A 24,479-nucleotide genomic window follows, 5' to 3' on the forward strand; every position below is an offset into this window, starting at 1 on the left:
GCCTCTGCCGCGGTCGGCGGCAGAGCATCGTTGGCCGGCCCGGTGCGTGGAGTGCGGGTCGGGCCCGGGGTATTCAGGTGGTCATGGTGTCCCCGTGCCGGTGAGCCACTCTCCAGGCGCCGTTTTCCCTGCGGTACACCTGGGTGGCTCGCAGGGTGTAGGTGCGGGGCTGCCCGTTGACGGAGGTGGAGGTGTGCTCCAGGCCGACGGTGTAGGCCATGTTGTCGCTGACGTCGTACGCCTGCAGCTCGAACTCGTACGACGTGCAGTCGGAGAAGGCCTCCGCCAGATCGGTGAAGAGGGTGTCGAGTTCCTCGCGGCCGATGGCGTTGCGCCACGCGCCGAGGACGCTCACAGGCTCGGTGCGGGACCAGAGCGCACGTCTGGGAGCCGCGTCGCCGTTGTGCAGCGCGATCTCCGCCTCGCGCAGCGTGGTCCTGACCCACGTCAGGAAGTCGTCACGATCATTCATTCCTTCAGCATGGCTCGGCCCGGCGCTTGCGGCCTACGCAGGGCGCCAGTCGCTCTTCGGAAAGAGGGGATGCCCGGTGCGGCCTGGGCCCCACCCGTCGCCTGAAGCCCACGGTGTCGCGGGCGCCGCCGGCTCGGTTGCCGCCTCCGTCGGCCAGACCGCGGCAGCAGACCGGCTCGCAGCGACCGCGGGCGGCGACCCGTGCAGGCAGCACCATGACGACTGGTACGGCCACGACAAGCCCAGCCATAACGGCGGGTCAGGCGGCCAGTCGGTCCTACTCGGCCGACCGGGCCCCGGCCCATGGGCGCTACGGGTTCCCAGGGCATTCCGGGTCCTCCCGGGGCGACGGGGGCCGACAGGCCCGCAAGGTGCCACCAGGCCGACCGGTGCCACGGGTTCGACTGGCGCGCCCGGGAACGCCGGTATTCCAGGTGCTCCCGGGGCGACCGGGGCGACGGGCCCCACAGGACCGACTGGCCCGTCGGGCTCCAACTCCGTCACCGCTTTCCGTGTGACGTGGGCTCGGGCCGTCCACAGGCCACCTCGGTGCGCCCGGGTACCGCCCCGAACCGGCCCGGGATCGGCCCTCCAGACCGGAACGGATCCTACCGGCCTCGCCGCGACCAGAGCCCAAGCGGAGCGAGCAGCCAGCTGAGCGGCCGGGGAATTGCGGCGTGAGACGCTGATGGAGCTCGGGCTTCTATGTTCCTCAGCAGTTCCCCTTCCTCGTCGTAGAGCTCAAGACTGAACCGCAGACCGAACCGGGTCAGTAGTGCTGCCAGATCGTCGAACCGTTGCGGATCGACGACTCCGTTCAGGAGTGTGTCGCCCTCGGTCGGGTCCACCTCGATGCGGCACCAGTCGGTCTCGACCTCATACGACTCCCACGACGCCGGTCTGGAACTCCAGCCTGCCCCGATGAACCGGTCGGCCACCAACGAAGGGCTCGGGGCATCTGCGAGGCCACCACACACGTTGTTGTTGATCTCATGCCAGACGGGATCGAGCGGCTGTCCCTCATCGGATATGTCCACAGCTGGATTATCAAGCAGGCGCCCTGAGAAGCCGTTGTCGTACCGAACTTGATCGGCGGGTTTCCGCAGTTCAGGCATGATGTCGGCATGGCGAGGCATGCTCGGGCCGTTGGGTTGTCTCGTTGGTGGAGGTGCCGGGATGGCGTCGGTGGTGGGTCTCCTGGAGGAGCGAGAGCCGGCCGCGCGTGAGCGCGTGGAGGGGCTTCGGGAGGTGGCGGACCGGGTACTCGCTGAGCTCGCCGAGCGGAGACGGCCTGGTACGAGTGGCTGATCGCCCGGCAGCGCGTTGGCGAGGTTCTGTCCGGGCCGCGGCCCGGACAGGCAGGTGAAGCCGGCCCGGAAGGCGGTGAGTCTTCCGGGCCGGAGCCCCCGACGAACGCGCCTGCCGAGGTTCCCCTGCCGAGGGCCGCGCGATCGGGCTCGATCGTCCCGGTGTGGCGGCCGGAGCCCCCGACGAACGCGCCTGCCGAGGTTCCCCTGCCGAGGGCCGCGCGATCGGGCTCGATCGTCCCGGTGTGGCGGCCGGCGCTTTCCGTGGACGCGCTCGCTCCCCACTACCAGCGCATCCTCGCCACGCTCACCGAACAAGCATCCGGCGGGAAGCCAGTGATGTCCTGTCAGGAGATCACCGCCGTACTCGGACTGGAGCCGGTTCCGGCTAATGTGGAAGGAGTTCGATCAAAGATGAAGCGGCTGGCCGACCGGGGCTGGGCCGACGAGCCCACCCCGGGACGGTTCGCGCTCGCCGCCGGGCCGGCCGGCGGCTCATGAGCATCGTCATCGACCACGGCACCATCTGCTCATGCACGGCGGGGCAGCGAATCGTCTCGTCCTCGCGTGATCGCCAACGAAAGAGCACCCGATGCAACCGATTGTCCTATTCGACCTAGACGGCCTTTTGATCGACTCCGAGCCGATCTGGGACGCGGCGAAGCGTGAAGTGTTCGGTCCACTTGGCCTGCACCTCACAACGGAGATGCAGGCGGCGACGCGCGGGCTGCGGCAAAGGGACATGGTGGCCTATTGGTTCGATCGGGCCACCATTCAAGCCGACCCCGACGACGTCGAGCAGAAGATCGTGGCCGCCGTGTGCCGGAGGTTGGAGGGAGTGGCGCTGAAACTCGGCGCCGAACACGCCGTCGCGGCGTGCGCGCGTGCATCGAGGGCGATGGCCGTCGTGTCATCTTCGCCGGAGTCGGTGATTCGGCATGCGCTCGCGAGCACCGGCCTTGACCGATCTTTCGATGCCGTGTTTTCGGCCGAAGACGACGAACACGGCAAGCCCCACCCGGGCGCCTATCTCCGCGCAGCCGCCGCCCTCGGCGCGTCACCCGACGAATGCATTGTGATCGAGGACTCGCTCAACGGCGTCCTCGCTGGCGCGTCAGCCCAGATGACGGTCGTCGCCGTTCCCGAGGCCGCTGATCGCTGCGATCCTCGCTATGCGATTGCCACACTGGTACTGGAGTCCCTCAAGGATCTCGATACCTCTGTATTCGGCGCGTATGTGCCCGGGGGGAGCCGGGACACCACTTGGGCATCGCGTGCTGTGGATCCTCAACCGTTCCGCGAACCAGATCGTGCTGTATGACCCCCTCGATCGTGGGTTCGGGCCTTCACGGGTGAAGGCCCGAACCCACCCCGGGACGGTTCGCGCTCGCCGCGGGGCCGGCCGGCGGCTCATGAGCATCGTCATCGACCACAGCACCATCTGCTCGTGCACGGCGGACAGCGTCTCGTAGTCGCGCACCAGGCGCCGCGATCGCATCAGCCAGCTCAGCGTGCGTTCCACCACCCGGCGTCTGGGCAGCACCACGAACCCCGAGGCGTCGTCGCTGCGCTCGACGATCTCCAGAGCGAGCCCCAGTCGCTGCTTCGCCCAGCTGACCAGCGTAGCTGCCGTCGGCCCACACCAGGACGATCCTGCGATGGCGGGCCCGGACACGTTCCAGCAGCGGCATCGCGGCGTCCCGGTCCGTCACGTTCGCCGCGGTGACCATCACGGCCGGCAGCAGCCCCAGGCAGTCGACCGCGATGTGCCGCTTGCGCCCCGGCACCTTCTTGGCCCGTCGTAGCCGCGGGTGGCCGCCCGCACCGTGGCCACCGCCCGCAGTGACTGCACGTCGATCACCGCCGCGGTCGGCTCCGGATCACGGCCGGCCTCCTCGCGGACCAGGCCGCGCAACCGGTCGTGCAGTTCCGCTAGCAAGCCCTTCACACGCCACCGCCGCGCGAAGGCGTAGACGCGATGGGACAGCCCAGTTGGACTCCACCCACACGAGAGCGTAAGACTGCAACAACAGGGCCTCCTGGTGCGCTCCGGCTTCGACAACCATGAGCTGAACCGGAGGCCCTGCCTTCATGCGCGCACGAGCGAGAGAACACCCGACAGAGTCGCCACACTCGAACCGATGTCCACCATGATCGGTATGACAACAGCTTCCTACTCCAGGCCGGGCGGGTGACGCACTGGCTTTCGAGACCGTGATGGCCCGTATCCGCGTGCCCCCGAACCGGCCTGGACACGCCCTGGACCAGGCCGCAGGGGTGCGAGATCCGCAGGTCGCTCATCATCCACTCGGCACCCTCCGGCAGGAGCTTCACGATCTCCGGAGGCACGCGCTCGGGCGCGACGGGCTTGAAGTCCAGACCGGGGTTCCCCAGCTCCTTCAGCGCAGCCTGGTCGTCCACCGCATTGAGCACGCCCACGAGGCGGATGCAGTTCTGCGAGGGCAGCGACCGGGACGGCTTCTCCGAGTCGATCCCACACCACGACGTGGATTCAAGCTGCTTGAACGACGGGAACCGTGAGGTGATCTGATCGAGCTCGTGGCGCATCTTGCACGTGCCGACCTCGTCATCCCTGCCCGCCGTGCAGGACGACACCGTCACCACGGTCAGCAGCGCCGGCGCGGCTGCCTCCGGTACGACAGCCATGCCGTCAGCGCCGGCCCTGATCCCCCACCGGAGATGTTCACGCCGAGGAGGTTACCCCTGGTCCAGGAGACGTCCCTGGGGGCGGTCCGGGAGGTCGGGAAGGGTTTGGCCCAACCCGGTTCGGCGAAGCGTCCGTTCTCGCGGTCCAGCGAACTGCTACCGACCGCGCCGGACGTCCTCCCGCCCGGCGCCCCGGTCATTGTCCGACGCGGCGTGGGGCGAGCTGTTTGGGACGATGGGAAAGCGATCGCGACAGGGCCCCGCTGTCGTGCCGTGTCAGCTCAGGGCGCGCGCCCCCGAACTGCTGGGCGTCCGCGGAATCGGCATTGACTGGCTCGGTCAGCGCCTGTGGGTCGCACCGAATGGCACGAGGGTGGGGAGCCCGCTCCGAGCCCGACGAGGTACCGCGAGCCTGCCCAAACACCAACCGCCTACCCGCGCGCACTCACCACGACCTCGTCCAAGAGCACTCAGACCGCGTAGCGGTCCTGGTCATTCCCAATGACCAGCGGCCAGACGGCTGCTAGAAGGGGCAACACAGACTGCAAGGCCCGGCCCAGAGCTCAGGCGGCGGCCGGGATCCGTCAAAGAACCTCACCACGTGATCGCGAGCCTCACGAACCCGCTCAGTGCAGGGTGGGCTTGTGACGAACATGCAGATGGCCCTCGGTTGGAAATGCGGGCGGTTGAGCAGGCAGGAGTGCTTCGAGTTCGAAACCGCATCTCTCGGCCACACGACACGAGGCATGGTTGCCAACCGCGTGGAACAGACCCAGCCGCACCGGTGCAACTGGAGACTCCTTGCCGAAGACCCACTGCACGACCGTCTCCAGGGCCCGGGAGGCCAGTCCTCGCCCTCGCACCTCGGCCGCTGTCCAGTAGCCCACCTCCGCGGAGCCCTCATCCCCGAGCTTCACGGTCACATGGCCGATGGCCGCGCCGAAACCTTCACCGCCGCCTTCCAGAATCGCGAAACTGAACCGGGTACCGGCGGCCCAGCCCTGACGCTGACTGTCGATCCAGCGACGAGCGTCAAGGTCACTGCTGATCACACTCGTCAGCCAACGACGCAAGGCAGGATCCCGATGCGCGGACACAAGAGCGTCGACGTCATCGAGCTGCCAAGGGCGCAGGCATACAGCAGGCAGGGACGCAGTGGACCCCACCGACAGTTGGACGCTCATACGACTCCCCGATCAGCTCCGCTGCTGATCAACAGCCTAACCGTCGAGACTCACATCGAGGAACAATTCCCCACCCCGGCGCACCGCCTGAGGGGGGTCTCGTCTCAGAACCGGCAGGTATCCGCTCCCGCAGCACCGGGCCGGCTGAAGCCGCAGGGCCCGGACACCGTGACCGCTGACGTGTCGTGTGTCAGGCGGCGCGGTGGTAGATCGGCAGGGGCTCGGCAGCACGGGCCTGCAGGCGGCGCTCGAATGCTCCGGCGGCCTTCATGAGTGGCAGCCGGACCAGCGCGTCGCGCAGGCACCGGCCGCCCTCGGTCTTGGGCACCATGAGGCGCACATTCGGGCTGATCTGCTGTTTGCGGTCGACCAGAGACCGATGACCGGTTTCATAGCGCGCGAAGGCGAGCCGATGGTTCCCGCCCGCTGCGGCCAGTTCCCCCGCCAGACGGTACGCCCCGACCAGGGCGAGTTCGGCACCTGCGCCCGAGGCTGGGGAGGCGCACCAGGCCGCGTCTCCGACCAGAGCGATCCGGCCGCTCGACCAGGAGTCCATGTGCACTTGGCCAAGGGCGTCGAAATAGAAGTCGGGGTCCGTCAAGGCCGCCGTGAGCAGGCCCCAGGCAGGCTGCCAGGGCTGGTCGGCGAATGCTTCGGTGACCAGCCTCTTGTGCTGGGCGACGTCGCGGTGGTCGTAGTTCAGCTGCTCGGAGCGGAAGATGAAGTACGCCTTGGCCTGGGCGTGGTTGCCCGACCGGTAGATCCCGATCATCTTTCCCGGCGTGTTGAACATCGTCACCCAGCGGTCCTCGCCCAGCCTGCCGTCGGCATCGGCGAAGGCGAAGTAGTGGTCCTTGTGTCGGAGGTACCGGTCCTCAGGGCCGAAGGCGAGCCGCCGCAGGTGGGAGTGCATCCCATCGGCGCCGATCACAAGGTCGAAGTGGCGGGCGGGAGCGTGTTCGAAGGTGACCGTCACGCCGTGGTCGTCCTGCGTCAGGGCCCGGATCGAGTCACCGAAGAGGATTTCCGCATCTTCGGTGACCTCGTGCAGCAGGGCGACCAGGTCGCCACGCATGACCTCTACCGAAGCGTCGTCGCGGGTGCCGAGCCGGGCGACGGCGCGGTCGGCGGCGTCGACGAACTTCATGCCGTTCACGTCGGTGGCCAGTTCGCGGATGCGGTCCATGAGTCCCATCCGCTCGGCCACGGTGACAGCGTCGTCGCGTACGTCCACCCCGTTGCCACCGGTGCGCCGTTCGCGGGCGCGCTCGACGATGGTGGGCCGCATGCCGTGCCGGGCCAGCCAGTGGGCCAAGGTGAGTCCGGCGATGCCGGCTCCAGAGATCAGGATCCGCTCGTTCATGAAGTCGCCCCCGCTAGACTTAATTGAAACACGCGTTCCATATGATTATGTGGAAGGGTCATTTCAGTTGTCAACGCCTTCGGAACAGCCGAGCCCCACGACGGCCACCGCCCCGAAACGCCGGGCCGATGCCGTGCGCAACCGGGACCTCGTCTTGGACTCCGCCACTGCGCTACTTGCCGAACCGGGTGTGTCCCTCACCGTCGAGACCATCGCGAAGCGCGCCGGACTGGGTGCCGCCACCGTCGTGCGCGCCTTCGGCGGCAAGGACGCACTGCTGGACGCCGCGGTCGCGCGCCTGCTCGGGCCCGTCATCCAACGCGCGCGAGATCTGCTCGCCCAGGACACGCCGTACCAGGCCCTGCGCACCTTCCTGCGCGAACTGATCGCCTTCCAGACCGCACACCACGCCATCCACGACCAGCTCACCGGCCTGAACCTGCCCGCCACCACCGCACTGCGCGCCGACCTGGTCGGCGCCGTCGAGGAAATGCTCGACGGCGCACGCCGGGACGGTCTGGTCCGCGCCGACCTCGACCCCGCGGTCACCACCGCCCTCATCGGCGCCACAGCCCTGGCCGTCGCCCGCGTCGAACCGTCCTCGCCCGACCTCGTCGACGCCTACCTCACCGTGCTGCTGGACGGCCTCGCCCCCCATCCCTCCCGCTGACGCACCACGGCACGTGGACCAGTGGCGCCCCGAAACGACCGGCTCAGAGGACGGCTCCCACAGCCGGCACTCTCCCGGCGATCAGCCGACTGCGTTCACGCAGTAGCAGCCGGCCCCGGTACTCCCCGGGGCTTGGGCCGACCGTATGGACGGACGGACGATTATCGAGGCCCTGGGCGCCCAAGCCGAACAACGGATTTGAGGCCAGGTGTGGATCCCGACTCTCACCGATCGCGCCATCGCCTCGAAAGCTCCGGCGACCTCCACGCCGCCATCGGCACACCCCACGCCAGCAGGCCCTGCCCGCGATCGACTGGCCGGCGCACCTGCGGGAGGCACTCGCCGTCCTGGCCCTCGCACGCGCAGGCGTCCACGGACGCCTCGCGTGGTTGCTCGGCGTAGCCACCACCGCCCTCGCACCCGTCCTGCACCGGCGCGCGCTGCCCCACGACCACGGCCCCACCTTCGGCGCCGTCCTGCCTACCTTTCAGCGGTACGCCGACGCCGAAGAAGCCAGCCGCCGACTCCGCCACACCCTCACCCTTGTCGCCGCGTCTGACCCACGACCCGACAGAGCGCCCAGGTCAGCGCGCTGCGTGCGGGCGGTAGAAGCGCCGCCTCCGTCCGCCGCGCACACCGCGCCGCCCAGAGGATCATCGTGCGGGTGGCACCGTGCCGCAGCGGGCAGAACATTCCCTGCTGCTCCGCACGGCACCGTGGCAGCCCTGCGGGTGGGGGATCCTCCACGCCGTCGCCATCAGCAATGGCTCACCAACGTCCGCCGGCCCGGCCCCGAAGGCACCCGCCCAATAAGGCGCCGGGCCGTGCCCCAAGGGGTGGGGCTGCGGGGTATCGAATGTCGGCCCCGTTCCGGTCAGGCTGCTTTCGCGTCCTCGCCGGCCAGGAACGGATGCAGCAGCGTGAGCAGGGCGTGCGGCCGGTGAAGCGGGATGATGTGGCCGGCAGCCCTCGATGACGTGTCCGGTGAGATCGTCGGTGACCGGGCGGAGTTGGCGTTCCAACGCGGCACCGACGGGCCGCGCGCCCAGTGCCATCGTGGGCACCGTCAGGCGGGTGGTGGCGACCGCCTGCTCGATCTGTACCGCGCTCTCGGGTAGGGCCCGGTAGTAGGAGAACGCGCAACTCAGCGCCTGGCGGCCGGTGTATGCGCGCACGAACGCGTCCCGGAGGGCGGGGCGCACCCCGTCGCCGCGTGTGCCGGCGCTCAGGAACCAGTCGACGTATGCGGCCTCGTGGCCCTCCAGCACGGTCTCGGCGAGGCTGGGCGCGGCGGACTGGAAGCCGAACCACCACGGCTGTCCGTCCGTGAGGAAGTCCTCGGCACCGGGCAGCCTGCCCAGAAGGGACTCCATGACGACCAGGCGCCGGACTCGTGCTGGTCTGGGACCGCCTGAACACCCACCTCTCCCACGCCATGCGCGAGTTGATCGCCGATCGTGCCTGGCTGACGGTGTTCCTGCTTCCCGCCCACTCGCCCGACCTCAACCCCGTGGAGTGGGTCTCGGCCCACGTCAAGCACAGCCTGGCCAACCTCGCCGTGGTCGCCCTCGACCGAATCGAGGCCCTCGTCCGCAACCGGCTCAAACGCCTGCAGTACCGGCCCGACACCCTAGACGGCTTCACAGCCGGCACCAACCTGACCCTCGACACCCCAACATCGCCCTGACGCGCGAAAGCCGGCAGCGGATTACAGCGAGCCGATTGGCTTGGTGCCGGGCTCAAGAGGCAGACGGAGCGCCCTGACGGAGAACGAGACGGCGTGGTACCAACCGCAGATCAAGACCAGTTCGAGCGCGGCGTCTTCATCGGCGACGGCGACCAGGTTCGCCCAGGTGTCGTCGGAGAGATCGAAGGTCGCGTGGAGCTCGTCGACGGCTTCAAGCACCGCACGATCAGTTGCGTCCCAGCAGCCGTCCGCCGGCCTTCCATCCGCGAGGGACGCGAGCTGCGCGGCGTCGAGCCCCGCCTTCTCGGCGAAGCCCGCGACGTGCACGGCCCACTCGTAGTCGGCGCCACAGAGCGCGGTCGTCCGGTCGATGACGAGCTCGCGCTGACGGAGAGTGAGAGCGGAGCGCTGAGAAAAGTAGTAGCTTCCCCAGCCCGCGATGGAGCGGGCGAGCTCGGGCCGACGCGCCCACACCCGGAACAGCTGGATAGGCGGATGCCCGAGGAGCGCGAGGGCTGCGCCGGCTTCCTCGTCGTACGGCGGCGAGAGAGGTTCGATTCGCGAGCGCTTCGATTTTAGAGGCATGGCGGCACGCTAACATTGACGCTTCGGAAAGAGAAGCAGCGAGGGAAGCGAATGGTGCGACCAACACCCCTCCCGGGCCGACGGGTTCGCGGGTCACAGACGGGGCGCCCGATCATGGCGCTGCTCGACCTCCTGGGTCGGCGCTGGGTTTTGCGAGTCCTGTGGGAGCTACGGGACGACTCGACGCCGACGTTCCGGCAGCTCCAGCAGCGATGCGACGGCATCTCCTCAAGCGTCCTGGCAGACCGGCTTCGTGAGCTTGGGCAGGCCGACCTCGTCGAGCACGCCGGCGAAGGCTACCTGCTCACCGGGCAGGGCAGGACCCTTCTCGAACGTCTCGCCCAGCTCGACACGTGGGCCGCTGACTGGCGGCCCAAGGTCGAGGACTGACGACCATCCCTGATCTTGGCCGGGAATCCCGGTCAAGTGCCGTCCGGCGACGGCTGGTCCGGTGCGCGGCTCCCCGGCTGCGGCGCCGGTGCAGGCCCCGCGGGCCGGGCGGACGAGTCAGGTGGGTCAATCGGGCTCCTGCGAGACGGGGACGGCGCCCCGAACGCCTGCAGTACCGGTCCGGCACCCTCGACGGTTTCACAGCCGGCACCGACCTGACCCGCGACACCCCAGCATCACCCTGGCGCGCCGAAGTCAGTAGTACGGCCATGACCGACGATGAACTGAAGGGGTTCGGCGAGTTCCCGTCGCCGTCGACTCACATGCTCTGGTCGGGGCCTGTTCGATCTTCCGTGAGGCCATGATGGTGCAGGCCTGGCGCGGACGCCCCCGTCCGGGCGGTGGCCGGCCGCATCGCATGCCACTGGGTCCGTTTTGGCAGGTTTTGGTTGGGTGGATTGGCGTACGGGTTGCTGGCGGCCGGGGCGGCGGGAGCGGGATCGTGGGTGCGACCGCGCACCGATCGAGAGGCAGGGTGTGTCTGATGGCGGAGGAAACCGGTATCCAGCGCTTGGAGCAGAAGACCATCAAGGGTCAGGTGATCACTCACACCGTCGTCAAGCCGCTGCGGGCCGAGCCGTCTGCGCCGGCTGCCGAGCCCGCGCCGGAGGCCGAGGAGAGCTGACCTTGGGCCGGGGCTCGGGGGTCTGACGCACCGGCTGTGTTGCGTTCTGAACGTCCGCGACTTTCTCACGGAATTTTACGTGTCACATGCAATCGGATGTGGAGAGTGGTCGCACCGGGCGGGGGTGGCCGCTCCACCCGAATGGATCAAGAAGCGCGTGGTGGCAGACCCGACGAGGCGCCGGCCGGCCTCGTCGTTGGGCGGCGAGCCGGCGGCCGGTCTCTTCGCCGTGTCGGGTGACCCCGGGGGTAACGGCGGCCAGGCGCCTTCGTCCGGGAGCTGGGTGCAGTAGGGGTACTGGGGCCGCCAGTTGACGCTCCACCCGAGCGTGCCCGGTTTCCAGTCGGGCTCGATCGCGGTGAGGCAGCGGCCCCGCCGTGCGGCGCGTTCGGGGTCTTTGCAGAGTCCGCAGGGTCGGCCGTGCCTGCGCACCGGCAGCAGACCGCCGCGTCTGCCGTGCGTGGCCGGGCCCGTGGCCGGCAGGCGGGGTGCGGACCGGGGTGTCAAGGATGGCCGTGCCAACCCGCCCATCGACTACAACGGCTCCCACGGCACGCTCGACGCCAAACGACGACTCGGGGCGACGACGGACGGCACCCGGCTCTACGCCCTGGCCGGCTATTACCTGAAGGGCGGCACACGCCACCGCGCGGTCGCCTTCGACCTGGCCACCGGCGAGCAGGTCTGGAAGACCGGCCTCGACGACTTCCCGGGTGTCGGCCTGAACCTCCAGGACGGCAAGGTCACGGTGATCGTCAGGACCAGCGCGACATCGGCGATCGCGAACGAGGAGCTGCACGTCCTCGACGCCGCCACCGGCAAGGAGCGCGACGTCCGCAGCTTCCACGACAGCGTCGCCCCGAGCAACATCTTCGAGTACAAGGGCCTGCTCATCGGCGCCAACCAGAGCGACTACGCGCCACCGCCGCCCCCCTTCACTGCGTACGAGCGCTCCAGCGAGCTTCTCTTTGACGGGCTGATCGGTTGATCGGATGCGCCTGCCCGATTGGTGAGCGTTTTCAGCTTCGCCACCCCAGGGTGACGCCGTTGCCCTCGCCCCAGTCCTGGAGACTCTTCGGCTGGGCCCGCTGGGCCCGCTGGGCACCGTCGGTTGTCTGTGAAGTGTCGCGGGCGGGCACTTCGCTGGGAGGCCGGCCCTGTGCTTCGGGACGGAAGGCGGTCGTGGGGAGGGATGGAACACACGCTCGAAGTACCATCCCTGCAAGGTTCTCCGGCCGGTGTTTCTCAACCTCCGCAGTGGCGTAGTCGGACGGAGACATCCCTGTAGAGAGGACAGAGGTCAGAGGGCGATGAGTGTGGCCGAGAGTTGGTCGCGTGTGATGAGTCTTCTTCGGGAGCACGCGCCGGCCGATCACGCGGATCTGCCGGGGCCCGCTACGGAGCAGATGCTCGCAGCAGCCGAAGAGCGGATGGGGATCTCCCTGCATAAGGACCTGCGGACGTGGCTGTCGCAGAACAACCTGGATCTGCCGGAGGAAGATTTCGACGACGACGTGATGTGCTGCGGCTTCGATGGGTTCCCCGACGAGGGAAGCTTCTTTCTGGGTGTCCGGGCGATCGAGAGGCTGTACGCGAACCGCTCCACGTCCTGCGGATTCGATCCTCCGGACCAGCCGGACCACCCGTTCTGGCGTAACGAGTGGATCCCGTTCCTGTCGGACCGGGACGGCTGGAGCGGAAAGTTCATCGATGTGCGGGACGGGCGCGTCGGCAGCTGGTTCGTGGGTGAGATCACGGTCACGGGCGAGTACGAGTCGATCGCCGAGTATTTCGACTCCGTGGCGGAGACGCTGACGAGGATCGCCGCTGGAAGCTCTCCGGTCTGTCAGTTCACCGAAGGTCGACTCGTCTGGTCGTGAGACGGTTCTCAACTGGATGACGGCTGCAGCAGGCCGGGCGGAGGATCTGCCAGGACTTGAGCCGCGCGATGCTTCGTTCGCCTGGTGCTCGTGCCGCTGACAGGGCTCGGTCCATCGTCCGCTGTGTTGTGGTGAGGGCCCGTCCGGAGCCGGCCGAGGCCGCAGCCGAGACGGAGAAGCTGCAGGCGGAGCAGGCTGTGGCGCGGAAGCCGGCCGACAGTACGGCGGTCGCCCTGGCGGCGGCCGAGGACGCGGTACGGGAAGCTCGGGGACGGCTGGACGCGGCGCGGACGGCGAGCGCGGAGGCGGCGGCCGGTTCGCGGGAGACCGGGCGAGCAGGCCGGTGGTGGGGGCGGCTGGAACGGTCACTCATGTTGGCGACGCCCAGTGTGCGGTAGGGGCCCGCCCAGCGGGCCGCGGCGGTGTGGCTGACCTGGAAACGTTCCGCGGCCAGCCGTCCTCCACGACACAGCGGGCCCGCCGGAGTCGTCCGGTCTCGGTCAGCGGGGCATTGCGGTGGACCACGAGGGCCTCCTGAGGTAGACGGAGATGTCGCAATCCACACCGAGCCAGAAGGCCCTCACCCATTTCAAGAACCCAGCAGGCGTGTCATCAACGTACCGGGACAACACACCTAGGGCCTGTTGCGGAAGCGGATCTCGTTTGTTGGTGATCACGTGCTGTGGGACGTGGGGACCTGACGAATGGCGGGGCCCGGCTTGAGCCGTTGCTGCCGCAGGGTGGCCTGGGAGATGAAGTTCGTGTGGTCACTAGGGTAGGAGCGGTAGTTGCTCCGCGCCCCAACCAGCCGGCGACCGCCTGCGGAGGTCATCCCGCGGCCTTGACCGGCGGTCCGGGCCCTACCCACGATGGCGGTCCGTACGCCGGAGGGGGACACCGTGACGGATACGCCGGAGCGTCGATTTCTCGATATGTACGAGGTGCGGAAGCTCTTCCCCAGGGGGACCTCGCGGGACGCCCTGGAGAAGGCGCTGCGTCCGTACCGGGTCACGGGCCATGGCGGCTTCCAAGGCACGCAGAAGGTGGACAAGTACCCGGCCGAGGTGGTCCGTGCGCTGGCCGCGAAGGTCCGCGCGGGCACCGCGACCATCCCGCCGCTGTCCCGCGCTGAGCGCAGACAGCTCCGGATCCGGGAGTGGGGCACCATTCTCCTCCTCCTGCTGGCGAGCGCCGCCCTGTTCGCCCTGCTCGTCCTCCTGACTTGGTTGGCCTAGGGTCTGTTGCGACGGTGCTGGTCGCAGCCATTCATTAATGGCTGCGACCAGCACCGTCGCCTCGTAGCGGACGGCGAGCTTGTCGTACCTCGTGGCGACCGCACGGTGTCTCTTGAGTCGGTTAATCCCGCACTCGACCGCGTGCCGCCGCTTGTAGTCGTCCTTGTCGAACTTCGGCGGCCGGCCACCGAGCGAACCGCGCTTGTGCCGGTTGGGGACCCGGTCCGCGGGCACGGGGATGGTGGCTTTGATGCCGCGTCTACGTAGGTAGGAGCGGTTGCTACGGGAGTCGTAGGCCTTGTCGGCCCGGACGCGGTCCGGGCGTTTGCGCGGCCTGCCGAGCCCGATCCGAGGCACCCGGATCGCTTCCAGCACCGGCTCGAACTGCGGGGAATCGCCTCGTTGCCCGGCCGTGATCACAACGGACAATGCTTCTGGCCCTGCTCGACCGCCAGGTGGATTTGGTGGTCAGGCCGCCGCGGGAGCGTCCGAGTCCGTGGTCGGCCGGCTCGACGGTGACTCCGCCGGGCGGCTCCTTTTCGAGGTCCCCCTTTTCGCGGCCCCGGCGGCGTGCTGGTGGGCTCGGCAGACGGTGGAGTCGACGTTGACCTCCCATGTGATCAGGCCCTTCGCGTCCGCCTCGGCCGGGCCTCCCGTGCGGCTGGGGCGTCCCCGGGTGGTGGGAGCGGGCCGGCCCGGCCGTACGCTGCCAGGGGGCCTTCGCAGGCCGCCGCAGATCAGGACAGGGACCGGAACTGGGGGATCACGTGGAGCTGCGCCAGTTGCGGTGCTTCGTCGCCGTCGCGGAGGAGTTGCACTTCGGACGGGCCGCCGACCGGTTGATGCTCGGCCAGCCGGCGGTGAGCCAGCAGGTGCGCCGGCTGGAGCGGGAGTTGAAGGTGGAGCTGTTCGACCGCTCGCCGCGGTACGTCCGGCTCACCGCGGCCGGCGAACGGTTCCTGCCGGCCGCCCGGGAGGTGCTGGCCGCCGAGCGCGCCGCCGCGGCGCTGGCCGCCGAACTGGCGGCTCCCGGCGCCCGGGCGTTCGGGCTCGGTACCATCACCGGGCTCGGCGAGCGGCTCGACCGGATCCTCGACGCCTACCAAAGGCACGCGCCCGAGGTCCGCGTCGAACTGCACTCGGCCCCGGTGCTGGAGCGGCTCGCCAGGCTCGCGGACGGCCGCCTTGACGCGGCCTTCGTCCGCGGCGAGATTCCCGCGGGCACCGACGACGTGCGCTTCCTGCCGCTGACGGCCGACGAGTTGATGGTCGCGCTGCCCGCCCGCCACCCGCTCGCTGAGCGTTCAGAGCTCGATCTGGCGGACCTCGCCGAACTGCCGCTGCGGCTCACCGAACGCCGCAACCATCCGGCGCTGGTCGACCTGGTGCTCACCGCCTGCCACCGGGCCGGCTTCCAGCCCGTCCCCGGCCCGGCGTCCAGCACCCTGCAGGACACGCTCGCCGCGATCGGCACCGGTGCCCCGATGTGGACGGTGGTCTACGCGGCCAACGCCCGCCTGACCAGCCATCCGAGGATCGCCTTCCGGCCGCTGCGGGACCAGGTGCTGGCCCTGCCGCTGGCGCTCGGGGTGCGCCGCACCGTGCCGCACCCGGAGCTGCTGGTCGCGGCCTGCCGGGGGCGGGCCGCGCACGATCACGAATCGTGATCGCTGCCAGAGCGAAGCTCGTCTGGTTCGCCGCCGGGCTCTGCGGTGGACTGTTCTCAGAGCGCAGACCGGACATCAGGAGCCGGACAGCGCAACCACTTTGAGGAGCAGACCATGCCGATCGTCACCGTCCAGCAGGGCCCCCGCAGCATCGAGCTCAAGCGCGAGCTGGTCGCACGGATCACCGATGCCTTCGTGGACACCCTGCAGCTGCCCGCCGAGACCGTCCAGGTCTGGATCCACGAGGTCCCCGCCGACAGCTGGGCCGCCGCGGGCAAGCTCACCGCCGACCGGTAGCGGCCGCGCGGACGCCCCACAACGCAACCGACTTCACCAGATCCGCTTGGTGCTCCCTCCCGCCCCCTCGTGGTCAATCACCCCCGCAACCGCAGATCGTGTCGCTGGTCAGTGAATGTGAGCAGTCGTCATGCTTCTGACCTGGCGCTGTGCAGGTCGACTGAGCGGGTTGGCGGCTGTGTTCGCTCACTGGATCTGCGTAGTGTCCGGGGATGCCCGGCGTCTGACCTGCGGAGTCTTGAGCTCGGGGCCTGGTTGCGCAGGTTGGTTGAGTACTGCGCAGTTTCACTGATCCTCGACAGCCGGGCTTGCGATCAGGGGGTGTCTGGAGCATTTGTGCTCCGCTGGCGGGGGTGCGGTGGTGAGGTGCAGGGGTGGAGCAGCGGGTGGGTAGGGATGACGTCGTCCGTGATCGTGTCTGAGGGAGTGTGCGGGCATGACGTCTACTGCCGAGGTGCGGCTTCACAGGGACCTTGAAGTCTTCACCCAGCGTCGCCCCAGAGGGCGTTGAGGCCGGGCTCCGCTGCGAGTGTGACGCGTGCCACTGGGGCGTGTGCATCAGGGGCCTGGCCGGCTCGGCGGTGACTTCCCCCTATGATCAACATCAAAATTTGTGGATGTTGATCATAGGGGGAAGTCACTTGCGCACCCGCATAGCCAAGATCGCCGCTGTCGCCGCGGCTCCGCTGCTCGCCATCACGCTCGGCGCCGGAACCGCTCACGCCGGATACGCCGCGGGGGAGATCCGGTTCAACGGCGGTTTCTGTCTTGACGTTTCCGGCGGCAACTTCGTTGTCGGTCAGAAGGTCCAGATCTGGGGCTGCAACGGCACTTCCGCTCAGCAGTGGTGGTTGCGGACGAAGGATGCCACCCACTTCGAGATCCAGGCATCCCAAACCTACGACCCCCAGGGCCGCCTCCTGTGCGTGAACAACTGGGAGGGCGGCGATGTCACCGGCAACCACATGCGCCTCTACCCCTGCGCCAGTGGCTCCGCAGGCGACACCCAGTTCAACTTCGTCTATGCGGGCAACGGCCGGCAGCTTCAGCCGCGCGTCGCCTCCGCCAACTGCATCAACTCATGGGGCGGCCTCTACCAGGGCGCTGAGGCGCGCCTGTACCCCTGCTCCCACAGCGTCGAAGAGGACATCGTCTCCTACCCTTCGATTACCAGCTGACCCGCCACACCCACTACCTCTCGGGCTTCCCTCTCACGCGCCCAACGACGGGACGCTGTTGGGTTCATTGAGGGTCGTGCCCGCTACGTCGCCCTGTCGAGCTGCTGCTCGGCGGGGCGACGTCTTGCGAAGTGGTTGGTGCGAGCTCGGACTGGGTCGGCGAGGTCGGCGTCGACGGGCGGGGGAGCGGAGCGGAGCCGCCCAACGGGCCGAACGCCACGACCCCGTGAAACGAGGTCATCCAGGCCTGCGCAGCAGGCCGTTCGGGACACGACTGCGGCGGCTTGGACCCGGTCCTGTCGTGCGACGAGCATGGCGGCGAGGTCACCCCCGTGCTGGCGTGGCATGCGGGCGGAGGCCTGCGCTGCGTGCGGCTCGCGCACGGCAGGGCGCAAGAGCGTATCTGCTGTCTGGTGCGAGGGCCCCGGCGCACCCTCGGGTGTGCCGGGCGCCGGGTCAGGCCCGGATCTCGTTGATGAGCATCCGCACGGTCAGGCTGTGCTTTTCGGGTGGCAGGGCGTCCATCGCGGTGGTGGCGTGCGCGATGCCCCCGGCCTTGTCGCCGGGAGCGGGCAAGCATCAACTCGCGGTGGAGCTCCAGGTGGGTGGCGAAGCGGGGCAGGGTCGCGAGGAGCTCGGCGAGAGCCTGGTCCTGCGCCTCGGTCGCGGCCCACTCGTCGCCGAGCCGGGTGAGGAGCCGGCAGCTCTCCGTCGTCTACGTAGACAATCGCTTTCCCTGGCACCTGTCCGACCTGTTCGACCTGTCCGACCTGTCCGACCTGGACGTCATCTGGATCGGGTAGAGACGGGTGCGGCGGGCAGGCCGGCCCGGGCGTGGCCCCCGGGGCCCCGGACGCAGGGAGTGATCTTCCCCTGGATGGGCCGAGCCGGTTCATCCAGGGAATCTGCCCGTCGAGCGCAAGTGCCAGCGACGTTCGGCGTATGCCAGGTCGTCCCGCCAGAGCCGGGCCGCCGCGGCGCGCATCACGGGGCGCAGGATCGGGGCGGCCTTGCGGGCGAACGCGAACCCCGGCCGGTCGGAGGCGGCCACCACGGCCTCGGTCACGGCCGTGCGCGGACGGCCCCGCTCGTCCGGCCCGAGAGGGGTCGCGTGAGTCTCCACCACCGAGCCCGCGCCTTCCCCTTCCGTGATGTGCATGACGACGGTGCGTGGTCCTGGAGCGGTGAAGACCGCCCTCACCGGCACCACCAGTCGTCCGGCCACTTTGAAGGAGACGTCGACGGCGAAGCGGTCCGCGGTCTCGTCCCCACCGGGCGAGTCGACGACCGTCAGGTCGACGAACGAGTACGGGTGGAACCAGGCCCCGTGCCACGGATCCAGACGGTTGGCCACGACGTCCTCGGGTTCACACAGCCCTGTCCCCTCGTACACCGCCGTCACCCCGCGAGCGAGGTCCGGCCGCGCCGGTACTGCCGGGGCGTCCAGCGGCTCCTCTGCGCCGATCTCGTCGAGCCGTACCCAGAGGAGCACGCCGTCGTCGAAGGCGGGCAGCGGCTCCCAGCCCGCGAACGGGGTTCCGTCGAGGGCGAGTCCGTGCCAGTGGCACACCAGGGTTCCGCACCGGACGGGACTGTCCGCCAGCGGTGCCCCGAGGTGCGGACAGACGCCGGGGCCGGCGTGCAACCGCCCGTCCGTGCCGCGCCAGACGACCACTTCGCGGCCCGATACGTCACGGGCCAGGGGGCGGTCGCCCCCCAGAGCGGCGGACGCCCCCACCACGTACCAGTTCCCGGACGGGCGGGCCTGCGCCCGCTTCAACGCTTCCGCGATGAGAGTCGGCCTGGCATCGCGCCAGGTCGGCCGCTGCCGGTCCCACGGGACGGGCCTGCGGCGCAGTGCGAAGGGCAGGCGGGCACGGCGCCGGGACGGCTCGGGATTCGGCTCGGGATTCACATGACCTCCTCGGAGGCGGCTGGTGCTGCGGGCGCCGTCGAGCGCGGCGGCGTGTGCACCGGCCGGGGTCGGCCGCGGTGGCGCAGTCTGGCTGCCACCACCCGGACCAGACCGCCCGTCGCGACCGTCGCGCGCCTGCGGCGCGGCACCACGGCTCGGCGGTGCAGCGCGGCATGACCGTCCCGGGCGACGGCGTCGAGGATGTTCCCGTACAGGGTGTACGCGGTGCGGATGCAGGGCCGGGACACCGGATCGAGCATGGCGAGGCCGGGCTGCGCCTCCCGGTAGACGCGGCGGGTGAGTGCCTCGAACTCCCGCAGAGCGGATCGCACACGGCGATCCTGCCTGCCCGCTTCCCGGCAGCGGCGCAACAGTTCGCGGTCGACACCGTGCGCGGCCAGCAGGTCGGCCGGCAGGTACACGCGCCCGCGGTCGAGGTCTTCGCCGACGTCCCGCAGGAAGTTGGTGAGCTGGAAGGCGATGCCGAGGGCTGCCGCGTGCGGCTCGGCCTCCTCGCGCGGCACCACCGTGCCCAGTACCGGCAGCATCTGCAGACCGATCACGGCGGCCGAGCCGTGCACGTAGCCGAGCAGATCGGCGTAGGAGGGGTAGTCCGTCACCACCAGATCGGAGCGCATCGCGGTCATGAAGTCCCGGAAGTGGCGGTGATCGATGGCGTAACGGCGTGCGGTGTCGGCGAGGGCCGCGACTACCGGTTCGCCGTCGCCGCCCTGCTGCCACCCCTCTTCCAGCTGCCGCTGGAGTGAGGTCAGCCGTGCACCGCGCAGCCCGTCGTCCGCGGGGTCCGTCGAGTCGACGATGTCGTCGGCCCACCGGGCGAACCCGTACAGCGCGTGCACAGCCGGCCTGCGTTCGGCCGGCAGCAGGCGGGTGGCGAGGAAGTACGTCTTGCCGTGCGTCGCGTTGAGCTCGCGGCACAGGTGGTACGCCGCTCGCAGCACCGGGTCGGTGATGCCTGCCGCGTCGAGTTCGCGTCGGGTCATCGGGCCGCCCCTTCGGTGCGGCGGGTGGAGCGCCGCGTGCCGCCCGTGATCCGGGCTGCCGCGAGCTTTCCCGACACCATGGTGGTGGGTACGCCGACGCCAGGGGTGGTGCCACAGCCGGCCAGGACGGCGTTCTGGGTGCCCCGGACCAGATTGCGGGGCCGGAAGGGTCCCGTCTGCAGGAACGTGTGGGCTGCGGAGAAGGGGGTGCCCGCGGCGTGACCTTGGTTCAGCCAGTCCGCCGGAGTGACGAGCGATTCGTCTTCGATGGCCGCCTCGATTCCGCCCAGGCCGCGCCGTTCCAGCTCGCGCAGCAGGTCGTCCCGGTAGCGCGGGCCGAGCTCGCCCCATGCGGCGCCGTCGGGCCCGATCTCCGTGTTGGGACAGGGAGCGAGGATGTAGTGGAGGTGTCGCCCGGGTGGGGCGAGAGTCGGGTCGGTGGCCGTGGGCCGGGTGATGAGAAGGGACGGATCGCTCATCAGCCGTCCCTGCCGGGTGAGTTCGTCGAACGTGGTCCGCCAGGCGGCACCGAACGAGATCGTGTGGTGGGCCAGCTGGGGCCAGGTGCGTTCCGTCCCCGCGTGCAGCACGACGGCGGAGGGGGAGTGGCGCAGCCGCACCGGCCTGCGGGGCCGACGGCCGAGGAGCCGGTAGGCGACGGGAAGGTCCGGCGTGAGGACGACGGCGTCGCAGGGGATGCGGTCGTACCCGGTGACGACGGCCGTGATCCGCTCGCCGGAGCGTTCCAGCCGGGTCACCGGCTCGCCGAACCGCAGCTCGGCGCCCGCGTCGGCTGCCGCGTCCGCCATGGCCTGGGGCAGGGCATGCATGCCGCCGCGCGGGAAATACACGCCGGCGACCGTGTCCATGTAGGCGATGACGGCGTAGGCGGCGAGGGCCCTCGCAGGTGGCACGCCCGCGTACAGGGCCTGGAAGGAGAAGACCCGCTGCAGCCGCTCGTCCTTCAGGAAGCCGCCGATGCGCCGCTCCAGCCTCCCGAAGCCGCCGAGCGCCGCCAGCCGGGCGAGGTCACCGGTGAGCAGGTTGAGGGGGGAGTCGAAGTTCGCGTCGATGAAACGGCGCATCTGGACCCGGTACAGCTGTTCCAGCCAGCCGCGCAACCGCCGGTAGCCCGCCGCCTCACCGGTTCCGGCGAACCGCTCGACCGCCGCGGCCATCGCCTCGCCGTCGGTGTGCACGTCCAGGGTGCTGCCGTCCGCGAACGACGCCCGGTAGGCGGGGTGCAGGGGGATCAGCTCCACCCGCTGTTCCAAGCTGTCGCCGACCGCCGCGAAGGCTTCGTCGGCAAGGTCGGGCATGGTCAGCACGGTCGGACCGGTGTCGATGCGGTAGCCGTTCAGGAGCAGGCGCCCTGCCCGGCCGCCGGGCAGGGCGTCCCGTTCGACGACGGTGACCCGGCGCCCCGCGCCCAGCAGGTGCAGAGCTGCCGACAGGCCGGCCAGGCCCGCCCCGACGATCACCACGTGGTCCGTGCGGCCGCTCAGCGTACGAGTCACTGTTGTGCCTCCTTCGGCGTGACGAGGCCCACCGGGGCCGCAGGGGGCGTCGGACGTGAGCGGGCGGGCGGGCCGTCCACGGTGCGGGGAGCCGTTGCCGCGGTGAGCAGACTGCGCAGGCGGCCCTTCGCCTCGGCCGTGAACGCAGCGTCGTCGAAGTGGCGCAGCCCTTCGGCCGCCAGGTGAGCGATCTTGGTCTCGACGGCCTGCCGGGCACCCGTCCGGACCAGCACCTCCCGCACCTCGTCGAGGCCGGCGGGGGTCAGGTTCTCGTCGCCGAGGGCTCGTTCGAGGACCGCTTGGGCCGGCCGGTCGCCCGTGGCCTCGGCCCTTGCCATCGCGAGCGCTGCCAGATAGGTCGGCTTTCCCTCGCGGATGTCCCCGCCACAGCTCTTGCCGGTCTGCAGAGGGTCGCCGAAGAGGTCGTCGAGGTCGTCGCGCAATTGGAAGGCCATGCCTACGCAGCGTCCCGTCGAGCTCAGCGCGCGTATCGTCCGGGCGTCCGCGTTCGCGACCACCGCGCCCAAGGCGAGGGGCCGTTCGACCGAGTACAGCGCGCTCTTGAGGTGTGCTGCGCGCAGCGCCTCCACCTGGGAGCGCGTCCCGGTCAGCTGACCCCGGAGGTCGAGGAACTGGCCCGCCACCATCTCGGTGCGCATGTCGCTCCACAGCCGGCGCACCGAGGCCGCTGTCCTCGCGTCGAGCGCCGTCTCCGCCACCACGTCGTCCGCCCACGCGAGTGCCAGGTCCCCGGCCAGGATCGCGGCGGCCACACCGAAACGGGCGGCGCGGTCGGGCGAGGCGGCACGGCTGTACCGTTCCCGCACGTCGGCGTGCAGGGCCGGTCGGCCGCGTCGTAGCGTCGCGCCGTCCATCACGTCGTCGTGGACCAGGGCGCAGGACTGGAGCAGCTCGATCGCCGCCCCTATGCGCAGCGCTGCCGCGGCGGTCGCCCCATCGTCCCCGCCGCAGGCCCGCATCGACCACCAGACGAGCTGCGACCGGAGACGTCTGCCGCCCTCCTTGGTGAAACGTGCGACACGCTCGCCCAGTTCACGGGCGAACACCGCGTCCACGGCACCGGCCCGGGTGAGCCGGTCGGCCAGCACCCGCTCCAGCACGTTCCCGATCGCGGTGTGCACGTCCGCGTCGACGGCGCCGGGCCGGAATGCCGGGAGGACGTCGCCGTGCGGGCCCTCGGAACCCGGCGGGGTTCCGGTGGATGCCTGGATCGACAGGCTCCGCCATGGTGAGGAACCCGCGGGAGCCGCCGGACAGGGGCCGTGCGACGGCTCGGCCGCGGGGTGGTCCTTCGCCTGCGTCGGGCGCATCCCGGTTCCTCCCATGGTGGTGTCGATCGCTGTGAACGGGTCTTCGGCTTCTTCCCTCGATACGGATGCGGTGAGAAGCCAATGCCCGAAAAATGGAGTAATGCCTTCTTCCAGACGCGGCTGACCGGGTGACTGAAGCAAAGACCGCATCCGATCCCGCACTACCGAGGGAAAACAGTCCCGATACGCACACGAGGACTCGGGATGGAGGCACCAGCCGTGCTGAAGGCGGACGTGGCAGTCATCGGAGCGGGAGCAGCCGGGCTGTCACTGGCCCACCGCTTGAGCGGGCACCCATCAGGGGCCCGAACCCCCTCGGTGTTCCTCATCGACGCACCGCCCGGCCCGCTGCGCCCCGGCCCGCGCACCTGGTGCTTCTGGGAGTCGGGCCGCGGCCGCTTCGATGCGGCGGTGCGATCCCAGTGGCGCCACCTTCGTGTACGGCCGCCCGCCGGCCCCGCGGTCGAGCGGGACATCGCACCGCTGCGCTACAAGATGATCCGCTCCGATGACTTCGAAGACCTGGTCGCCCAGGACCTCGCGCGCAGCCCCAACGTCCGGCGCGTCGAGGCGACCGTGGACACTGTGGAGGAGGTCCTGGGCGGCGCACGCGTGCAGATGTCCCCTGCCGACGGCCGCCCCCGGGACCTGCGGGTCCGCTGGGTGTTCGACTCGCGGCCCCTGGGCAGCATTCCGGCTGCCCGTACCACCCTGCTGCAGCACTTCCACGGCTGGTTCGTCCGCACGGCTCGGCCCGCCTTCGACTGCGGTACGGCCGACCTGATGGACTTCCGGACGGCACAGCCTCGCGACGGGCTCTCATTCGGCTACGTCCTGCCCACCGGCCCGTGCGAAGCCCTCGTGGAGTACACGCAATTCTCACCGCGGGTGCTGACGGCAAGCGGATATGAGGCGGCGCTGCGGCGCTACGTCGAGGACGTCCTGGCCCTCGGTGACCTTGACATTGTCGCGACCGAGACGGGTCTGATCCCCATGACGGATGCCCCCATACCGCGACGGGTCGGCGCGTCGGTGTTCCGGATCGGGGCCGCAGGCGGTGCGACCCGCCCGTCCACCGGGTACACCTTCGCCGGAATCCAGCGTCAGACACGGGCAGTGGCCGCCGCGCTGCGGCGGGGCCGACGCCCGGTGCCTCCCGCGGCCCACTCGGTGCGTGCCCGCACCATGGACGCGGTACTCCTGCGCGCCCTGGACAGCGGCCGGGTCGACGGCCCCGACCTCTTCTGTCGGCTGTTCGCCCGCGTCGCGGCAGACCGCCTGCTGCGCTTCCTCGACGGGCCCACGAGCCTCCTGGAGGACCTGGCGGTCGGCCGCCACGCCCCGGTGGGCCCCATGCTGCGCACCGCTCTGGAGCTGCCCCGTCTGCAGCGCCGTCCCTTCGCCTGACCCCTCCGTTCCCCGTTCCCCCGTCCTTGGAGACCTGT

24 protein-coding genes and 3 pseudogenes are annotated in these 24,479 nt (G+C 70.0%); 14 read left to right on the top strand and 13 right to left on the bottom strand.

What is annotated here, in order from left to right:
- Window positions 1–73 precede the first annotated feature (73 nt).
- Together ACFYYJ_RS08980 and ACFYYJ_RS08985 are read right to left on the bottom strand one after the other, a co-directional pair.
- Window positions 74–472, bottom strand: a complete 399-nt coding sequence (locus ACFYYJ_RS08980; RefSeq protein ID WP_385127291.1) for a YybH family protein — start codon at window positions 470–472, stop codon at window positions 74–76.
- Between the two features lie 608 nt (window positions 473–1,080).
- A complete protein-coding gene (locus ACFYYJ_RS08985) occupies window positions 1,081–1,587 on the bottom strand; it encodes a hypothetical protein (protein ID WP_389130169.1) in 507 nt (168 codons plus the stop codon).
- Between the two features lie 456 nt (window positions 1,588–2,043).
- Between ACFYYJ_RS08985 and ACFYYJ_RS08990 the strand changes: the two genes are divergently transcribed.
- Together ACFYYJ_RS08990 and ACFYYJ_RS08995 are read left to right on the top strand one after the other, a co-directional pair.
- Window positions 2,044–2,280, top strand: coding sequence for a hypothetical protein (locus ACFYYJ_RS08990; RefSeq protein WP_389130172.1), 237 nt, complete (start codon window positions 2,044–2,046; stop codon window positions 2,278–2,280).
- Between the two features lie 91 nt (window positions 2,281–2,371).
- The gene (locus ACFYYJ_RS08995; RefSeq protein ID WP_385365638.1) at window positions 2,372–3,100 is read left to right on the top strand and encodes an HAD family hydrolase; all 729 of its coding nucleotides are present in this window, start codon (window positions 2,372–2,374) and stop codon (window positions 3,098–3,100) included.
- 25 nt (window positions 3,101–3,125) lie between these two features.
- Here ACFYYJ_RS08995 and ACFYYJ_RS09000 read toward each other — a convergent pair whose 3' ends face one another.
- The 3 genes from ACFYYJ_RS09000 to ACFYYJ_RS09010 all read right to left on the bottom strand — a co-directional run bounded on the left by ACFYYJ_RS09000 (window position 3,126) and on the right by ACFYYJ_RS09010 (window position 6,993).
- Window positions 3,126–3,566, bottom strand: a complete 441-nt coding sequence (locus ACFYYJ_RS09000) for a transposase (RefSeq protein WP_389130175.1) — start codon at window positions 3,564–3,566, stop codon at window positions 3,126–3,128.
- Window positions 3,567–5,072: 1,506 nt separating this feature from the next.
- A complete protein-coding gene (locus ACFYYJ_RS09005; protein ID WP_389130178.1) occupies window positions 5,073–5,630 on the bottom strand; it encodes a GNAT family N-acetyltransferase in 558 nt (185 codons plus the stop codon).
- 190 nt (window positions 5,631–5,820) lie between these two features.
- Window positions 5,821–6,993 (bottom strand): FAD-dependent monooxygenase, encoded by a 1,173-nt coding sequence (locus ACFYYJ_RS09010; RefSeq protein ID WP_389130181.1) that lies wholly within the window; start codon window positions 6,991–6,993, stop codon window positions 5,821–5,823.
- A gap of 154 nt (window positions 6,994–7,147) precedes the next feature.
- Between ACFYYJ_RS09010 and ACFYYJ_RS09015 the strand changes: the two genes are divergently transcribed.
- Window positions 7,148–7,663: a TetR/AcrR family transcriptional regulator gene (locus ACFYYJ_RS09015; protein ID WP_389130184.1), complete on the top strand. Its 516-nt coding sequence runs from the start codon at window positions 7,148–7,150 to the stop codon at window positions 7,661–7,663.
- Window positions 7,664–8,537: 874 nt separating this feature from the next.
- On the opposite strand, the pseudogene ACFYYJ_RS09020 reads toward ACFYYJ_RS09015, so the two are convergent.
- Window positions 8,538–9,066, bottom strand: a pseudogene (locus tag ACFYYJ_RS09020) (alpha/beta fold hydrolase); the annotation flags it as partial.
- Between ACFYYJ_RS09020 and ACFYYJ_RS09025 the strand changes: the two are divergent.
- Entirely contained in the window at window positions 9,057–9,350 is a 294-nt protein-coding gene (locus tag ACFYYJ_RS09025; RefSeq protein WP_389130187.1) for a transposase, read from the top strand. The pseudogene ACFYYJ_RS09020 and the gene ACFYYJ_RS09025 sit on opposite strands and share 10 nt — an antisense overlap.
- Window positions 9,351–9,371: 21 nt before the next feature.
- On the opposite strand, the gene ACFYYJ_RS09030 is transcribed toward ACFYYJ_RS09025, so the two are convergent.
- On the bottom strand, window positions 9,372–9,935 hold the full coding sequence (locus ACFYYJ_RS09030; RefSeq protein WP_389130190.1) for a carboxymuconolactone decarboxylase family protein: 564 nt from the start codon (window positions 9,933–9,935) through the stop codon (window positions 9,372–9,374).
- 114 nt (window positions 9,936–10,049) lie between these two features.
- Here ACFYYJ_RS09030 and ACFYYJ_RS09035 point away from each other — a divergent pair, with 114 nt between their 5' ends.
- The 5 genes from ACFYYJ_RS09035 (at window position 10,050) to ACFYYJ_RS09055 (ending at window position 13,288) form a co-directional block, all read left to right on the top strand.
- The gene (locus tag ACFYYJ_RS09035) at window positions 10,050–10,325 is read left to right on the top strand and encodes a winged helix-turn-helix transcriptional regulator (RefSeq protein ID WP_389130193.1); all 276 of its coding nucleotides are present in this window, start codon (window positions 10,050–10,052) and stop codon (window positions 10,323–10,325) included.
- Between the two features lie 544 nt (window positions 10,326–10,869).
- Complete coding sequence (locus ACFYYJ_RS09040; RefSeq protein WP_389130195.1) at window positions 10,870–11,010, top strand: hypothetical protein; 141 nt, start codon at window positions 10,870–10,872, stop codon at window positions 11,008–11,010.
- Between the two features lie 460 nt (window positions 11,011–11,470).
- Window positions 11,471–11,998: a hypothetical protein gene (locus tag ACFYYJ_RS09045; RefSeq protein ID WP_389130197.1), complete on the top strand. Its 528-nt coding sequence runs from the start codon at window positions 11,471–11,473 to the stop codon at window positions 11,996–11,998.
- Between the two features lie 322 nt (window positions 11,999–12,320).
- Complete coding sequence (locus ACFYYJ_RS09050) at window positions 12,321–12,890, top strand: SMI1/KNR4 family protein (protein WP_389130200.1); 570 nt, start codon at window positions 12,321–12,323, stop codon at window positions 12,888–12,890.
- Window positions 12,891–13,021: 131 nt separating this feature from the next.
- Window positions 13,022–13,288, top strand: coding sequence for a hypothetical protein (locus ACFYYJ_RS09055; protein ID WP_389130536.1), 267 nt, complete (start codon window positions 13,022–13,024; stop codon window positions 13,286–13,288).
- On the opposite strand, the pseudogene ACFYYJ_RS09060 reads toward ACFYYJ_RS09055, so the two are convergent.
- Window positions 13,210–13,415, bottom strand: a pseudogene (locus ACFYYJ_RS09060) (leucine zipper domain-containing protein); the annotation flags it as partial. The gene ACFYYJ_RS09055 and the pseudogene ACFYYJ_RS09060 sit on opposite strands and share 79 nt — an antisense overlap.
- Window positions 13,416–13,789: 374 nt before the next feature.
- Here ACFYYJ_RS09060 and ACFYYJ_RS09065 point away from each other — a divergent pair.
- Window positions 13,790–14,125 (top strand): hypothetical protein, encoded by a 336-nt coding sequence (locus tag ACFYYJ_RS09065; protein ID WP_389130538.1) that lies wholly within the window; start codon window positions 13,790–13,792, stop codon window positions 14,123–14,125.
- Between the two features lie 39 nt (window positions 14,126–14,164).
- On the opposite strand, the pseudogene ACFYYJ_RS09070 reads toward ACFYYJ_RS09065, so the two are convergent.
- Window positions 14,165–14,545 (bottom strand): annotated as a pseudogene (locus tag ACFYYJ_RS09070) (transposase); the annotation flags it as partial.
- Between the two features lie 347 nt (window positions 14,546–14,892).
- Here ACFYYJ_RS09070 and ACFYYJ_RS09075 point away from each other — a divergent pair.
- The 3 genes from ACFYYJ_RS09075 (at window position 14,893) to ACFYYJ_RS09085 (ending at window position 17,267) form a co-directional block, all read left to right on the top strand.
- On the top strand, window positions 14,893–15,792 hold the full coding sequence (locus tag ACFYYJ_RS09075; RefSeq protein ID WP_389130202.1) for a LysR substrate-binding domain-containing protein: 900 nt from the start codon (window positions 14,893–14,895) through the stop codon (window positions 15,790–15,792).
- A 114-nt stretch (window positions 15,793–15,906) separates the two neighbouring features.
- Window positions 15,907–16,089, top strand: coding sequence for a 4-oxalocrotonate tautomerase DmpI (dmpI, locus tag ACFYYJ_RS09080; protein WP_042811709.1), 183 nt, complete (start codon window positions 15,907–15,909; stop codon window positions 16,087–16,089).
- A 641-nt stretch (window positions 16,090–16,730) separates the two neighbouring features.
- On the top strand, window positions 16,731–17,267 hold the full coding sequence (locus ACFYYJ_RS09085; protein ID WP_389130206.1) for an RICIN domain-containing protein: 537 nt from the start codon (window positions 16,731–16,733) through the stop codon (window positions 17,265–17,267).
- A gap of 892 nt (window positions 17,268–18,159) precedes the next feature.
- Here ACFYYJ_RS09085 and ACFYYJ_RS09090 read toward each other — a convergent pair.
- From ACFYYJ_RS09090 to ACFYYJ_RS09105, 4 genes are read right to left on the bottom strand one after another with little or no spacing between them, the layout of a single operon-like run.
- Window positions 18,160–19,182: a DUF5914 domain-containing protein gene (locus tag ACFYYJ_RS09090; protein ID WP_385127257.1), complete on the bottom strand. Its 1,023-nt coding sequence runs from the start codon at window positions 19,180–19,182 to the stop codon at window positions 18,160–18,162.
- Complete coding sequence (locus tag ACFYYJ_RS09095) at window positions 19,179–20,186, bottom strand: phytoene/squalene synthase family protein (RefSeq protein WP_389130209.1); 1,008 nt, start codon at window positions 20,184–20,186, stop codon at window positions 19,179–19,181. The genes ACFYYJ_RS09090 and ACFYYJ_RS09095 overlap by 4 nt, the downstream gene beginning before the upstream one ends.
- Window positions 20,183–21,703, bottom strand: coding sequence for a phytoene desaturase family protein (gene crtI / locus ACFYYJ_RS09100; RefSeq protein ID WP_389130211.1), 1,521 nt, complete (start codon window positions 21,701–21,703; stop codon window positions 20,183–20,185). Before crtI ends, ACFYYJ_RS09095 begins: the two co-directional genes overlap by 4 nt.
- On the bottom strand, window positions 21,700–23,034 hold the full coding sequence (locus ACFYYJ_RS09105) for a polyprenyl synthetase family protein (protein WP_389130214.1): 1,335 nt from the start codon (window positions 23,032–23,034) through the stop codon (window positions 21,700–21,702). The genes crtI and ACFYYJ_RS09105 overlap by 4 nt, the downstream gene beginning before the upstream one ends.
- 204 nt (window positions 23,035–23,238) lie before the next feature.
- On the opposite strand from ACFYYJ_RS09105, the gene ACFYYJ_RS09110 reads away from it, so the two are divergent.
- On the top strand, window positions 23,239–24,441 hold the full coding sequence (locus ACFYYJ_RS09110; RefSeq protein ID WP_389130216.1) for a lycopene cyclase family protein: 1,203 nt from the start codon (window positions 23,239–23,241) through the stop codon (window positions 24,439–24,441).
- The last annotated feature ends 38 nt before the right edge of the window (window positions 24,442–24,479 follow it).

Origin of the sequence: Streptomyces sp. NPDC002467, assembly GCF_042889825.1 — a bacterium.
Lineage (GTDB): Bacteria > Actinomycetota > Actinomycetes > Streptomycetales > Streptomycetaceae > Streptomyces.